This is a genomic window from Nocardioides panzhihuensis (assembly GCF_013408335.1).
GTDB lineage: Bacteria > Actinomycetota > Actinomycetes > Propionibacteriales > Nocardioidaceae > Nocardioides > Nocardioides panzhihuensis.
The window spans coordinates 1508475-1522970 of the sequence record NZ_JACBZR010000001.1 but is presented as its reverse complement, the minus strand read 5'-3'; the positions used below and the strand labels follow the sequence as shown (position 1 = coordinate 1522970).

The following is a 14496-nucleotide window of genomic DNA, read 5'->3' as shown; positions in this document are numbered from 1 at the left end:
GGTCGTACCACTCGCTCGAGCTACCGATCAGTCCAGCAGCCATCAACTTGCGCAGTCATCACTGACCGGTCGCGGTACCTGCCGTGTTCGACGTACGGCGCGTGAGTATCGTCGTCTCATTCATCCGGTGGGTGTCCGGGCAGCCTAGGCGTGACAGGTCTTCGTCCGCCGTCGCGAGAACAGAGGCTGACGGCGATCCGGCACCTGGGCATCGCTCATGCCCAGGTGCCGGAGACTCTCGGCGCCGGTTCAGGTGCCGGATCAGCTTCCGTCAGTGACGTGGCCCTGGTCGGGCGGCGTCATGTTCGCGTACTCCTCGATCCGGTCGATGAGACCGTCCTTGAAACCGAAGTACATCGCCACTGGCAGCTCGATGCCGGACCCGCCGGGCATGCTGATGTGCAGCACGTGCTGCTGGAGCACCTCGTCGGGCTTTTGGAACTGCCGGACGATGTCGTACCGCAGCGCGGCGCCGCCGCCCGTCATCTGCTTGAGCTGCTCGAGGTTCTCCTCGATCGTCTGCTCGCCCTTGCCATCGTTGTGCCAGACGCTGGCTGTGTCCGCGCACATCGCTCGCATGCTTGCGAAGTCGAACTTCTCCAGGTGCCGCAGGTACTGGACCGCTTTCTCTGTCAGCTCGGGTTCCATGGTTCCGTCCTGTCCTTTCTTGTCGGGTTCTGTCACCGTGCTCCTGTTCCTCTCGTCGAGGACGGGCGCACGTTCTCCGGCGTCGACGACGACCGGAAGATGGTTCGCTTCAAGCGGGATCGGGCAGGGAAACGCCGTGGAGAACACGTGGTGGGGCAGGATCACCTGGTTGAAGTCGACCCGGAGATTGCTGCCCTCGTCCGGAGGGAGGATCAACCATCGTCCGATCTCGGGGGTGTCGGTGCCGCTGCTGGGATCGGTGAAGACCGCCAGCCGCAGGCCGGGGACCGACTCCAGCACCACCAGGGTGTGCTCCTGGCCGCCGAGCTCGACGACCAGGTCGCCCGGGGCGGAGACCGTCTCCTTGCTCCGCGGGCTGGTCAGTCGCCCTACTTCGACGGTACGGCCGGGCACCGCCCGGTACTCGGCGTCGACGACCCAGCTCGGATCGTAGGGATAGCTCGCGATCTCGCGAAGCCCAGTGAGAACCGGGGCAGCAGGGTCCCAGACGACCATGCCGTACGTTCCACCCCGCCCCTGGACGAAACACACCCGCCCGTCAGCAAGCTCCACCTGGCTGCCGGACTCCACTTCCACCACACCGGTCACCGGCCGCCCGCCGATCGACACGCCGTCCGCAGCGGTGACGGTGAGCGTCAAGACCCCCGATGCACTCACCTCCCATCGACCGGGCAGGCCCGGCACCCCCGGTTCGGGATGCGAGACCATGGCCAGCTGGACGGTGCCTGCCTTGCCGCCCGGGCCGGCGACCTCTTCCCAACGGCTCTTCCGCCAGGTCGCGTACTCCACCGGCACGCTGGGGTGACCAGAGTCCTCAGTAGACATAGATCCTCCTGTTCCTGTTGACGCCCGATACGAGCGCCCTTCAGGTGCCACATTGCGACGGCGGCACAGATCCTGGCAAACATTGTTGCTGATCTGGCAAACCGACTGGCATGAACAACGAGAATGCGGGGGACCTTGACGCCGGGCCCCGCCAAGGCCCCCGCCTATTTGGGAGTTCTCACATCATTTCTCTGAGTCGACTCCGAAAAGAGATAGATGCTTCGTCGCCCGCGTGACGCGGTTTCGTGGCCCCGCGACGATGAGTGCGGCGATGTCAAGGTCGGCTTCGTGCGTCTCGGCCAGAGTCGTCAGATAGGCCTCATAGGTGCGGGCGTGACGGGCGGTCTCTGTGAGCGAAAGTGCGACCAGGCGTTCGTCGGTGTTTGCCGCACGGAACAGCCGGGCGAGTTCCTTCCCGCCGGCCGCCAGCACCGGTACGGGCGTGGTGACGATGCCGCCGTAGCTGGTTCCGGAAGCATCAGCGCCATCCGCTCCCAAGGGGAGATCGAGCAGAGACCCGACGCTCGCCCCCAGCACCGTGCCCGCATTGACGGCCTGCCCTACTGGCAGGTCGTCGCGGACTACGAGTACGACGCGTTGGACAGGCGGGACGTCAGGGCTGCTCATGCCACTTCCTTCTGTCGACGCGCGGCGATGTTGCGGGCGGTGGCCTGCGGGGTGATCGCCAAGTCGCGTGACTCTGCAAGGATCTCCGCCGTGGTGGCGCCGATCGCGGCGATGCGACCGGCGGTTTCCCGCTCGTCGAGGCCCATCTCCTCCCGGCAGACCGCGTGAATGATGCCGCCCGCACTCGCGACGACATCAGGCACCCATGTGGTGCCGTTGTCATGCAAGATCGAGGCGACACCTTCGTCTGTGAGCTGGTTGTTGGCGGGACCGACGATCAGCCGAGCTCGACATGCGCGAGCGCTCTCAGGAGACAACAAGCCACCGATCGCGGCTGGAACGAGGATGTCGAGGTCCTCTTCGAGAAGGTCGCCCTGTGCCCAGGCCACGCCGGCGGCTTCGACATCGCGGCGCCGCTGCTGATTCGCCTCGGCCACGGTCACGACGCATCCGCGTGACGCCAGCGACTCGGCGATCAGGCTGCCGACGCTGCCATAGCCGATGATCCCGGCCCGAAGCCCTGCCAGTGAGCTCGTCGAGAAGACGTGCTCGGCCCCGGCGACCAGGGCGGCGATCACTCCCTGCGCCGTCGCGTCACTCGAGTTGCCGCTGCCGCCGCTGGCTTCGGGGCGGCAGAACGAGAGCCCTCCGGTCATCTGGTGGATGATGTCCATGTCCTCTGGAGTCGAGCCGATGTCCGGACCGGTGATGTAGGTCCCGCCGAGTCCGGTGATGACGTCAGCGAGGTCCTCCAGGACTAGGTGACGTACGTCAGCGTCGTGGAGCGTCCCCGGATCCATCACGACGGCCTTCCCACCACCGTGCGGGAGCCCCGCCAGCAAGCACTTCTCGGTCATCGCAGCAGCCAAGCGCGTCGCGTCGGCGATCCCATCGCGCCAGTCGGAGTAGGACTTGATCCGGCATCCACCGATCGCAGGCCCCGCCTGCGTTGAATGAACGGCGACGGAGATGGCGACACCAGAACGAGGGCCGCGCTCGACGCGCAGCACTTCATGATCGAAACGTGTGAGTTGAAGATCTGATCGGCTCATAGGTAGGAGTCTGGACGGTTCATCGCAGCTATGAGGTCCTCATCGGCTATACGATCGGAAAATGAGCGAAACTCCGAACCTGGATCGAACCGATCGCCGGATACTGGAAGCTCTCCAGCGAGACGCCAGGCTCCCGATGCGCGAACTGGCCTCGATCGCAGGTGCTGCGCCCTCAACATGTTCCGAGCGGGTACGTCGGCTCGAGTCCCGAGGCGTGATCACGGGCTTTCACACGGCGGTAGACCTCGGGGCCCTCGGCCGGTCCGTCGAGGCGATGGTGTTCACCCAGGTGCGACCACTGAGCCGTGACCTCATCGACCAGTTCCACAGTGACGCTCTGGCGATGCCGGAAGTGATGGCGGTCTTTGTGCTCGCCGGGGGTGATGACTTCCTCCTGCATGTCGGGGTCCGTGACGTCGCCGCGTTGCACTCCTTCCTGGTTGACAATCTCAGCAGCCGCCGTGAAGTCGTTCAGTTTCGTAGCTCCATCGTCTATGGCCACGGGCGCAAGGAAGCTCTCGAAGACCTCACTGAGAGCAGCAGATGACGCGCCGGTGGCCCTGAACAGCAGCGATGTTCTGGATCGAGGCCATCTGCCGGACGTACGAGCTGGAACTGCGAAGTGCTATGTCAGCTCGAGGTCGGCGGCCTCGTCCAACGTCGGGTCTTGCTTGGTTTCCGTCAGGCTCGTACTGCGCGTTTCAGGCCCGAAGGCGAGCGCTACCAAGGTCAGAGCGGTGAGCAGGGACATGTACGCCACAACGGCCCACCAGTGGCCAGCCCACGCTAGGACAGCAGTGGCAACCAAGGGGAGGAATCCACCGGCGAGCACGGAGCCGATCTCCCGTGCGAATGCGAAGCCCGACAGCCGTGTCTTGGTGCTGAACAGCTCTGCGAAGTAGGCCGCCTGAGGGGCCAGCATGGCGGGGTACAGGATGCCGAGGCCTACCACCATGGCGAACATGACCAGCAACGTGTTACCGGTATCGAGGATGAAGAAGAACGGCACCAGCCATACAAGAGACAAAGCCGCGCCCAGAGCATAGACGGGACGGCGCCCCACACGGTCTGAAACGATCGCGAAGACCGGGATCGCCACGAGTTGGACCGCGGATGCGACAACGACCGCAAGCAGGGTGGTCTGGCGTGACAATCCGACCTCGTTGATGGCGTACGCGACTGCGAAGACCGGGAACAGGTAGGCGAAGCCGTTCTCGGCGAATCGGGCGCCGACCACGACCAGGAAGCTGCGCGGGTTCTCCCGGAGCACCGCGAACACCGGCGTCCTGGCCGGCTGGGCAGCGCCTTGTCGCTCCAGCTCTCGTGCGTTCTCGAACGCGGGGGTCTCATGGATGTGTCGACGGATGAAGTAGCCGACGAAGAGCAGGGCAAAGCCGAGGAGGAACGGAACCCTCCAGCCCCAGGCGCGGAATTGGTCATCGGGAAGAAGAACCACGAGCTGGAAGATGCCGGTCGACAGCAAAGTCGCGAGCGCGAACCCCATCGGCGCCCAGGCGCCAGCGGCCCCGCGCCGGGACTGGTTGCCATGCTCGACCGACATCACCACGGCACCCGCATATTCACCTCCCGCCCCGAATCCCTGAAGGAGCCGTAGGACGATGAGGAGCACGGGCGCCCAGACGCCGATACTGGCGTAGGTGGGAAGCAGCCCGATCAGGGTGGTGGCCACACCCATGAGGATGATCGTGAGGAGCAGCATGGCGCGCCTGCCGACCCGATCTCCCAGGTTTCCGAGCACCAGTCCGCCCAACGGCCTGGCGAGGAATCCGATCGCGTAGGTGGCGAATGCGGCCAGAGTGCCCGCCGCAGCGCTCACGCTGGGGAAGAACAGTTCGTTCAGGATCAGCGCGGCCGCGGTCCCGTAGATCAGAAAGTCGTACCACTCCAGGGTGGTGCCGACGAGCGCCGCGATCCCCGCTTTACGAGCCTGTGCCCGCTGCGCGTCGCTGAAGGTGGAATCAGAACTCATCATCTTCTCCTGTTTGATGGGGCGAACTCATCCGCGACTGGTGGGACGGCGCAGCACTGCACCGGTCTGGACGGGGCCGACAAGAGCGGCGTACTGACCCAGCCAACCCACCTCGTCCTTGCTGTCTGATGCGCGAACCGGCGCCCCGTCTCTTACCGGGTCGACATCCAGGTATCGGGCATCGAGGTCGATTCGGATCTGGTCGCCATCGCCGACACCGGCCAGCGGACCGCCGTCTGCGGCCTCCGGCATCACCTGCCCGACCACCAGACCGTGGTTGAGACCCGAGAGCTCACCGTCGGTGACTACGGCGACCTGTCCGCCGAGTCCGGCGCCGTTGAGGGCTGCGACGAAGCTGGCCGCGAACACGGTGCCGGGCCCTCCGCGGGGGCCCATGCCCCGCAGCACGATCACCTGCCCGGGCTTGACCTCACCGCGGCCGAGAGCGTCGATCGCGGCGTCTTCACCCGCAAACACGCAGGCGGGGCCGGTGAACTGGCGGCGGGCGTCCCCCACGCCCGCGACCTTGACGATGGCACCATCGGGGGCCAGCGACCCGCGCAAGATCAGCAACCCTGGCTCGGGCCTGATGGGGTCGGCGAGCTCGTGAAGCACCTGTCCGTCGGCCGGCTGTGCGTCGGCCGCGAGCTCGGCGACGGTTCGCCCGGACACGGTGAGGGCCTCACCGTGCAGCCGAGGTAGCAGGGTGCGGAGGACGGTCTGGACGCCGCCGATCCGGTCCAGATCCCAGACCTGGTCGGTGCCGTTGGGGCGAATGGCCGCCAGCTGCACCGCGTCGCGACCCTGGCTCTCGAAGGCACCGACGACGTCGATATCGAGATCAGCCTCGGCGGCAACCGCCGCGAGGTGACGGATGCAGTTGACCGATCCTCCCAGCGCGAGGGCGACCTCGATCGCATTCTCGACCGCCTCCCGAGTGAGCACCCTGCGCGCGGTGAGCTGCTCGGCGACCATCTCGACGATCCGCTCGCCGGCCGCGACGGCCCGCTCCAGCATCGACGGGGAGTTGGCGCGGGTCGGCGCAGACCCGGGCATGGTCATACCCAGCGCCTCGGCGAGGCAGTGCATCGTGTTGGCGGTGGCCAGCCCAGCACAGACTCCGGGGCCCTGGATCGCGCTGTCGGCCAGGGCACCGAGCTCGTCGACGCTCATCTCTCCGGCTGCGACCGGGCCTACCGATTCGTAGACCGTGTCGATGTCCACCGAGCAACCCGAGAAGGTGCCACCGCGCTGGTAGCCGCCGACCACGACCACAGCAGGCAGGTCGAGCCGGGCCGCGGCCATCAGATGGGCGGGCGTGGTCTTGTCGCATGAGGAGAGCAGCACCATGCCGTCGAGCACCGCGCCCTCCACCGCGGCCTCGATGTCGTTGACGATCAGGTCGCGGGTCGGCATCAGGTAGCGGGCCTTGCGCCCGGCGCTGGTAACGAAGTCGCTGGGTGCGGTGGTGCGGATCTCCAGCGGAAGTCCGCCGGCGCGGTGAACCGCCTCGGCCACCGTTTCGGCGACGTCGTCGAGGTGTGCGAAGCAGACCGAGAGCCGGGATGACGTGTTGACGATCGCGATCTTGGGACGAACCTGTTCCTCCGGCGTCAGCCCCATCGCCGTCCATTGGGCTCGCCGGACCGCCCAGCGGGTGGTCCCTGGCTCGAAGTTGCTCCGCAGCTCGGTCATAGTGCACTTCCGTTCTTGGTCATGGCCGCACGGACGTCGGCTCCGGGGATGTCTCGGTATGGCATCTCGCTGGTCAGGGACAGCACTGAAGCGACGGCGGCCGCGTGCCCGTACTCGAAGCACTGAGCAGTCACCCGAGCCGAGGCCAGCGCCTCGTGCTCGGCGCTCAGGCACCGTCCGGCAACGATCAAGTTCTCCCCGGTCGCAGGGACCAAGGTCAGATACGGCACCTCGTAAACGTCGTCGAGCAGCCACTCGAGCTTGGGCCGGCTGCCGCTGTGCAGCTCGATCGGCCACGGCGAGCGGGCGATGCCGTCGGAGAACTTGCGGGCTTCGACCACATCGGTGTTACGCAGTGTCTTGGCTCCTACGATGGTCCGAGTCTGCCGAATCCCCGCCTCTACCCCGGTGTCAACCACGTGGCTGGCCTCGCAGCCGGGGACGTGCTGCTGGAGGAACCGGGCGTACTCGCGGACCTGGCGGCGACCGACGATCTCAGCCTCGGTGAAGTCGGCCGGATCGATCACGTTCAGCACGCGTCCGTCCCGCCCCGACAACCGAGTGGCATTGACCATCAGCTCGCCGGGACGAGTGGTACGAAAGATCCAGATCTTGTCGCGGGGCAGGTCCAACCCCTCGTCCCGTGCCGCGCGGATGGCCTCGGTGACCGCGGGAGGACAGATGGTGTCCTGGCCGTAGAAGTCCCAGAACCGGTCGGTGTCGACGTTTCCGATCCGGAAGAACATCGTGGGGTTCTGGATCATGCCGTCGTTGCCGAACAGATAGTCGTGGCCAGCACGGGCAGCCACAGCCCCGTCACCCGAGGCGTCGATCGTGCGGGAGGCGCGGATCGTCGCGCGACCGGCGCTGGACTCGACCACCACCCCGGCGTGGGACTTGCCGTCGAGAAGGACCCCGACGACGGTCGTGTGCAGGAGCAGCTGAACGCCCGCGGCCTCCAGCATCTGGTCGGCGACCTCGCGCCATACCAGCGGATCGTGAGCGACGGTCCAGGTCTTTCCGTACCGCTGCGGCCCGCTCAGCCCGCCGCGCTCATCCAGGCTGCGGCAGAACCTGTCGGCGAAGCCGAACACGACCTGACTCGGCCCTTCAGAGGCGTCCGATGCCAGATACAGCCCGCACACGGTTCCGGACATGCCGGCCACAGCCGCGCCGCCGCAGAAGCCGTACTTCTCCACCAGCACCACCCGAAGCCCGGCCTCGGCCGCGACCGTGGCGGCGGCCACCCCAGCGGCGCCGCCACCGACGACGAGCACGTCGACCTCGGCCAGCACCGGAAGATCCCAATCCTGCGAATGACTGGACGCTAGTTCCCAAGAAGGAACCGATATATTGGTCATGTATCCGTTGTAGACTGGCTTGAGGTAAAGTGTCAACCGTCACAACGGCACAATGAGACTCCGACGACGAAGTCGGAGCGAGAATCCTCGGGGAGGAGCGTCCATGACGGAGCAAGAGAGGCCCAACAAGGCCGATCAGGCGTACAACCAGCTCGAGGAGATGATCACCTTCCAGGAGTTGTCACCGGGCGCGATGCTGTCGGAGTCCCGTCTCATGCAGGTCACCAACCTCGGGCGGACCCCGGTCCGGGAGGCGCTCCAACGGCTCGCGCGGGAGGGCATGGTCGAGATTCACCCGAGCAGGGGCGTGTTCGTGTCGCCGATCACCGTGGAGGCACAGTTCAAGCTGCTCGAGCTTCGTCGCCCCGTCGAGGAACTCGCGGTGCGCCTGGCCGCGCAGCGCGCAGACTCCGATCAGCGCGCCGAGATGTACGACCTGGCCGACAGGTTCGTTCAGTTCGAGGGTGCCGACCTCAAAGCGTTTGGAGATTACCTCAAACGAGCCCACCGGGTCACTGTGCGTGCCGCGGGCAACGAGTACCTGCTGATGGCCATGGCCCCACTCCAAGGGCTATCCCGACGCTTCTGGTTCGGGCAGCTTCGCGACTCAGCGGCCGAACTGAGCCTCGCCGCGGAGCTTCACGACAACGTACTCCGCCCGATCGGCGACGCGGATCCCGACAGAGCATCGAAGGCGTCCTTGGCCTTGAACGACTACCTCGTCGAGTTCACCTACGCGACACTCAAGCGCCCGCGTTCGCATTTCCGGGATGACCGGAGCGCGTGAACCTCGCTGATCGCAGCAGAAAGGCCGAGCACGACGCGATGGGAAGGGCGGCAGCAGGCCCCCGTCCGTCAGGCGCGCTTCATTCCTGGCGTCCGGCGGCCGTGAGCGTGTCATCGATGAGGTCGCGCAGCTGGGAGCGGGCAGTGATACCCAGCTTGGGGAAGCTGCGATAGAGGTGCGAGCTGACCGTGCGTGGGGAGAGGAAGAGCTTCTCGCCGATCTCGCGGTTGGTCAGTCCGCGGGCGGCGAGCCTGATGATGTGCTGCTGTTGCGGGGAGAGTTCGGCGAGTGTGTCGGGGGTCGAGACCGTGACGTCGAGGCCGGCGGCGCGCGATTCGGCTAGGGTCCGCTCGATCCACGGGCGGGCACCCAGGCGCCGAAATATCTCCAGGGACTCGGCGAGCGGGGCTCGGGCCTCGGCGATGCGGCGACGGCGCCGCAGCCATTCGGCGAGGTCGAGCAGCGTCTGGGCGCGTTCGAAGGGCCAGTGCTCCAGCATCGGTTCCGCCAGCGCCGCACGGTAGTGCTGCCCGGCGTCCTCGGGATCTGCCAGCAGGCCACGGGCCCGGCCGATCAGTGCACGCAAACGGGGCGAGGCGTTGTCGGCGAGCGCGTGAACGGACCGCTCGACGATCGCGGCGGCCTCCTCGCGCCGCCCGCTGCGCACAGCGGCCGCAGCCAGATCCGCGAGGGCCGGATAGGAGGCGTGATAGTGCATGGGCGCGCCATCCGATGCGAAGACCATGCGGAGCTGTTCGTACGCCGCTTCGTACGCGCCGTCCGCGACTGCCGCGGCGCCGAGCGCACGACGAGCATAGACAGACACAGAGCGGCTCTCCAGCGGATCGATGAGGGCCAGCGCGTCCTCGGCCCGGGCGCGGGCTGCCGCTGCGTCCCCTTGGTGGGCCAGCACGGTGGCATCCACCGCGGCCGCACACGCCACCGCGTGGTCCAGGCCGACCGACGACGCGACCGCGCTGCTGCGGGCACAGGCCTCTCTGGCTCGCCCCCACCTTCCTTGTTCCACATAGCTCCAAGCGGCCGCGCCGCCCAAGCCCTCCGGCAGCGGACCGCGCGACCCCCAGCGGTCGAAGGCCTCGTCGAACGCACGGACGGCCAGCGGGGTCTCGTCGAGCAGCCACGCCATGATCGCGAGAGAGGTGAGCCGCTCGGGACGGCGTTCTGCCTCGGCGGCCACCTGCGGGAGCAGCGAGAGGAGCGCTGTCCTGTTGTCGAAGGGGTCTGTCACGGCCCGCACCCAGGTGCGCAACCAGGCGTTAGACGCGTCCTCGGGAAGGCTCCGCAGAAGGTCCCGGATGCGGTGCCGCTGAAGCTCGTCTCCGGTGTAGAAGCCGACCACCGCGGCGTCGGCCAGCAGGTCCAGCGCGGTGGCAGGCTGCGTGCGAGCCATCTGCTCGGTGGCGTCGGTCAGTCGGGTGGAGACCACGGAATGGCGCACGGTCAGCACCGCCAGCCGTCCGACCTGCACGGCAGCGCGGGCCAGGAGCGACGGGTCATCAGTACGCGCGCGTGCCGCGGCGGCCAGCTCCTCCACCCAGCCGAGGTCGCCGGTGAGCGCGGCCGCCGTGGCGGCCTCGACCAGCAGCCGGGCACCGTCCTCGGCCCGCGGTGCGAGTTCGGCGGCGCGCTCCAGGGCCTTGGCCGCGGCCGCGTGACCGCCACGACGGCGGGCCCGGTCGGCGGTCTGCTCGAGCTCCTCCGACACGGCCGCGTCCGGGCGCGTGGCCGCGGCGGCCAGGTGCCAAGCACGCCGATCCGGTTCGTCCCGTAGCACGTCGGCGAGCACGAGGTGGACCTCGCGCCGGGCGCCGGAGGACGCGGCGTGATACACCGCGGACCGGACCAGTGGGTGACGGAACCGGAGCTCCCGGCCGGTCCGTCGGACCAGCCCGGCTTGCTCGGCGGGCAACCACGCCTCGTCCTCGGCGTCCGGCACCACGGCCAGGACCGCGATCTCGGAGTCGATGGTGTCCATGGCAGCCAGGAGCAGCAGGGCCCGCCTGGTGGAGGTCGGCAGGTCGTCGAGGCGGGTAGCGAAGATCCGCTCCAGTTGATCGGTGAGCGGGAGCGGACCTACGGACGGCGGCCCTGGGTCGTGTGCGGTCACCGACCTCGCCATCTCGGTCAGTGCCAACGGGTTGCCGCCGGCCTGATCGAGGATCTGCGTCCTGGTCCGGCCGGTGGGGCTCGTCGGCTGCAGATCCAGCAGCTGGGCGGCCGCAGCGTGATCGAGCGGGCTCAGGGTGAGGGTCGGCACGTGGCGGTCGAATCCGGCGAGGTGCTTGCCGGCGCGGGCCGCGATCAGCACCGTGATCGGCTCCCCTGCCAGACGTCTGGCCGCGAAGGACAGGCTGTCGATGGAAGCACGGTCGCACCACTGCGCGTCGTCAAGCACCACGAGCACGGGACGCCGCTCGCCGAGTGCGGAGAGCAGGCTCAAGACGGCGATCCCGATCAGCATGAGGTCGGGTTCGCCTGTCTCCGGCCCCGTCCCGAAGGCGTGGTGCAGTGCCGCGCGTTGCCTCTCCGGCAGTCCGTCCACCTGGGCCAGTACCGGCCGCAGCAGCTGATGCAGTGCGGAGAACGCAAGGCTTGACTCCGACTCGCTACCCTTCGCGCGCAGGACGCAGACGTCGCTTGCTGCGGCCCGGCGCACGGCGTACTCCAGCAGGGTGCTCTTGCCCGTGCCCACGTCACCGATCAGCACCAGAACCGGGTCCGCTGCCGAGTCCACCGCATGAACCAGGCGTGCCAGCTCCGCGTCGCGGCCGACGATCAGCTCCCCCGGGTCCGGCTCGACTCCCGCGACCGCGCCCGGGTCACCGGTGTGCGCGTTCATGGAGTCTCCAGAGATTGTCGGTCCTCGATCGGAGCCGCGGTGCCTTGTTCCACCCAAGACTACAAGCGACCGGCCTGGCGCCGGGAGGCGTGTGCAAGTGCAGTCACGTGACGGATACCGCGGGCCCACGGGCGTACATACGGTTCGAGAAAAGCCTCCGATCTCCCAAGGATGTCTCATGGAACAGATCAACCTCGGCGACGTCACCATCACTCGGGTCTGGGAATACTACGGACCCGTCGAGATGACGCCGGACACCTTCTTCCCGGAGAGCCCCGGGGAAGTCTGGGACGACGGCGCCTCCTGGCTGACACCGCACTTTCTGGATCCCGAGACCAACATCGTGAACAGCGCGATCCAGACGTGGCTGCTGCGCAGCGAGGGCAAGACCATCCTCGTCGACACCGGGGTGGGCAATCACAAGGAGCGCCCGTACGCACCTGTCTGGAGTCATCTCGAGACCGACTTCCTGGTCAATCTCGCCCGGGCCGGCGTCGCGCCGGAGGACGTGGACATCGTGGTCAACACGCATCTCCACGTCGATCACGTCGGCTGGAACACGTACTTGGACGGGCGGCACTGGGTTCCCACCTTTCCCAACGCCACCTATCTGATGCCAAAGGACGACTTCGACTTCTGGAATCCCGAGAACGGTCACAAGCCGATGCTCGGCCGCGGTAACCAGAACGTCTTCGAGGACAGCGTGGCCCCGGTGCACGAGGCCGGCCAGACCCAGCTGTGGGAGAACAGCCACCAGATCAGCGCCGACCTGCGCCTGGACGCGGCCCCCGGACACACCCCCGGCTCCTCCGTGCTCACCCTCGCCTCCGGATCGGACCGCGCTGTGTTCGTGGGCGACATGCTGCACAGCCCGGTGCAGATCCTGGAACCGGACACCAACAGCTGCTTCTGCGAGGACCCCGCCGGCGCCCGCGCCACCCGCCGCAAGGTTCTGGGGTGGGCGGCCGACAACAACGCACTCGTGATCCCAGCGCACCTGGGCGGTCACGGCGCCGTCGAAGTGGTACGCGACGGAAGCAAGTTCGCCACCAAGGGCTGGGCCCCCTTCGCCCCCTACGCCGAACAGGCTGAGGCCCACCGAAAGGCATCACTGTGAACCACCACCCCGACTCCGATTCCGTCGTGACCACCGCCCAGGGAGCCGTCCGCGGACGGCGCCAGGACCGCACCACCGCCTTCCTGAACATCCCCTACGCAGCCCCTCCTCTGGGTGCCGGTCGATTCGCGCCGCCGCAGCCGCACGAGTCCTGGGACGGTCTACGGGACGCCACCGAGCCCGGACCCAACGCACCGCAGTCCGAGCGCAAGCTCGGAACCGTGGACATGTCCCCCTACTTCGGCGCCGGTTGGAGCCGTGGCGAGGACTACCTCACCGTCAACGTCTGGACGCCCGCACCCGGGGACGGCGATCTGCCCGTCATGGTGTTCGTCCACGGCGGCGGATTCGTCGCCGGATCGACGCGGTCCGCGTTGTACGACGGCTCCGCCTTCGCCCGCGACGGGGTCGTCCTCGTCACCCTCAACTACCGGCTCGGCATCGCCGGGTTCCTCGACCTCCCCGGGGCGCCCGCCAACCGCGGCCTGCTCGACGTCGTCGCCGCACTGCGGTGGGTCCGAGAGAACATCGCCGCCTTCGGCGGCGACCCCCACAATGTCACCCTCTTCGGCCAGTCGGCCGGGGCAACGATCGTCGGCGGCGTCCTCGCAACCGCCCAGGCCACGGGCCTCTTCAACCGGGCGATCGTCCAGAGCGGCAGCGGCCTGGGCGCGTTCACGACCGAACAGGCCGCCCGCGTCACCGCGGCCGCGGCCGAGGCCCTGGGCGTCGAGCCACACGTCGATGCCTTCGCGGACATCTCCGACGAGCGTCTGGTCGATGCCGCCTCCCGGCTCGCAGGCATCGACCTGCAGACCGAGACAGAGCACGACCCGCTGATCGGTCTGAGCCCCTTCAGTCTGGTTCTCGACACGCAGCCCGCCGAATCCGTGGCCGCCGGCCTCAGCGCTGATGTCGACCTCCTCATCGGCACCAACACCGAGGAGGGGAACCTCTACCTGGTTCCCGTTGGCAATTACTCCACCTCGACCGCAGCAGACGTCGAGAGCGCTGCGAGCCGCGCGCACCCGGATCCGGCGCGGCTCGTCGAGACGTACCGGAAGGCACGCCCCGAGGCGTCCTTCGGCGGGTTGCGGTCCGCCATCATGGGTGACGCGCTGTTCGGCGCGGGCAGCTGGGCCCTCGCCGGCGCACACGCCGCCCACCCCGAGTCCGCCACCTTCAGCTACGAGTTCACCTGGCGGTCGCTGGCCCTGGACGGGGAGCTCGGCGCCACGCACGCGGTGGAGCTCCCCTTCGTCTTCGATCTCGCCCAGCTCCCCCAGCTGCGGGGCGCCAACGCTCTGCTCGGCCCCGACAAGCCCCCCGCGGAGCTCGCCGCGCGCATGCACGACGCCTGGATCCGCTTCGCCAGGACCGGCGACCCCGGCTGGAACACGTACGACACCGAGCGCCGGGCGACGATGCGCATCGGCACCGAATGGACCCAGGTCGGCGACCCACGCAGCCAGGAACGAGAGGCATGGATCTGACCCCTAGTCGCTCGTCGTGG

Annotated in this window: 11 protein-coding genes; 4 read left to right on the top strand and 7 right to left on the bottom strand. The window is 67.9% G+C overall.

Annotation, left to right across the window (positions count from 1 at the left end; genetic code table 11):
- Nucleotides 1-261 precede the first annotated feature (261 nt).
- The 3 genes from BJ988_RS07105 to BJ988_RS07095 form a co-directional block, all read right to left on the bottom strand.
- Nucleotides 262-1494, bottom strand: a complete 1233-nt coding sequence (locus tag BJ988_RS07105; protein ID WP_179657380.1) for a DUF1684 domain-containing protein — start codon at nucleotides 1492-1494, stop codon at nucleotides 262-264.
- Between the two features lie 183 nt (nucleotides 1495-1677).
- Nucleotides 1678-2121 carry a DUF2000 domain-containing protein gene (locus tag BJ988_RS07100; protein WP_179657379.1) on the bottom strand — a complete coding sequence of 148 codons (444 nt, stop codon included), beginning with the start codon at nucleotides 2119-2121 and terminating at the stop codon, nucleotides 1678-1680.
- The gene (locus BJ988_RS07095; protein ID WP_179657378.1) at nucleotides 2118-3173 is read right to left on the bottom strand and encodes a Glu/Leu/Phe/Val dehydrogenase dimerization domain-containing protein; all 1056 of its coding nucleotides are present in this window, start codon (nucleotides 3171-3173) and stop codon (nucleotides 2118-2120) included. The genes BJ988_RS07100 and BJ988_RS07095 overlap by 4 nt, the downstream gene beginning before the upstream one ends.
- A 61-nt stretch (nucleotides 3174-3234) precedes the next feature.
- Between BJ988_RS07095 and BJ988_RS07090 the strand changes: the two genes are divergently transcribed.
- Nucleotides 3235-3720: an Lrp/AsnC family transcriptional regulator gene (locus BJ988_RS07090; protein ID WP_179657377.1), complete on the top strand. Its 486-nt coding sequence runs from the start codon at nucleotides 3235-3237 to the stop codon at nucleotides 3718-3720.
- 78 nt (nucleotides 3721-3798) lie between these two features.
- Here BJ988_RS07090 and BJ988_RS07085 read toward each other — a convergent pair whose 3' ends face one another.
- The 3 genes from BJ988_RS07085 to BJ988_RS07075 are packed head-to-tail and all read right to left on the bottom strand — an operon-like array spanning nucleotide 3799 to nucleotide 8153.
- Nucleotides 3799-5163 carry an MFS transporter gene (locus BJ988_RS07085; RefSeq protein WP_218860646.1) on the bottom strand — a complete coding sequence of 455 codons (1365 nt, stop codon included), beginning with the start codon at nucleotides 5161-5163 and terminating at the stop codon, nucleotides 3799-3801.
- Nucleotides 5164-5190: 27 nt separating this feature from the next.
- Entirely contained in the window at nucleotides 5191-6858 is a 1668-nt protein-coding gene (gene ilvD / locus BJ988_RS07080; protein WP_179657375.1) for a dihydroxy-acid dehydratase, read from the bottom strand.
- Nucleotides 6855-8153: an FAD-dependent oxidoreductase gene (locus BJ988_RS07075; RefSeq protein ID WP_343051516.1), complete on the bottom strand. Its 1299-nt coding sequence runs from the start codon at nucleotides 8151-8153 to the stop codon at nucleotides 6855-6857. The genes ilvD and BJ988_RS07075 overlap by 4 nt, the downstream gene beginning before the upstream one ends.
- A 169-nt stretch (nucleotides 8154-8322) precedes the next feature.
- On the opposite strand from BJ988_RS07075, the gene BJ988_RS07070 reads away from it, so the two are divergent.
- Nucleotides 8323-9006: a GntR family transcriptional regulator gene (locus BJ988_RS07070; protein ID WP_179657374.1), complete on the top strand. Its 684-nt coding sequence runs from the start codon at nucleotides 8323-8325 to the stop codon at nucleotides 9004-9006.
- A gap of 79 nt (nucleotides 9007-9085) precedes the next feature.
- Here the strand turns inward: BJ988_RS07070 and BJ988_RS07065 are convergent, their stop codons facing one another.
- Nucleotides 9086-11866 carry a helix-turn-helix transcriptional regulator gene (locus BJ988_RS07065; RefSeq protein WP_179657373.1) on the bottom strand — a complete coding sequence of 927 codons (2781 nt, stop codon included), beginning with the start codon at nucleotides 11864-11866 and terminating at the stop codon, nucleotides 9086-9088.
- A 178-nt stretch (nucleotides 11867-12044) separates the two neighbouring features.
- Between BJ988_RS07065 and BJ988_RS07060 the strand changes: the two genes are divergently transcribed.
- Both BJ988_RS07060 and BJ988_RS07055 read left to right on the top strand, forming a co-directional pair.
- Nucleotides 12045-12983 (top strand): MBL fold metallo-hydrolase, encoded by a 939-nt coding sequence (locus tag BJ988_RS07060; protein WP_179657372.1) that lies wholly within the window; start codon nucleotides 12045-12047, stop codon nucleotides 12981-12983.
- A 26-nt stretch (nucleotides 12984-13009) separates the two neighbouring features.
- Entirely contained in the window at nucleotides 13010-14476 is a 1467-nt protein-coding gene (locus tag BJ988_RS07055) for a carboxylesterase/lipase family protein (RefSeq protein WP_343051514.1), read from the top strand.
- Nucleotides 14477-14496 lie beyond the last annotated feature (20 nt).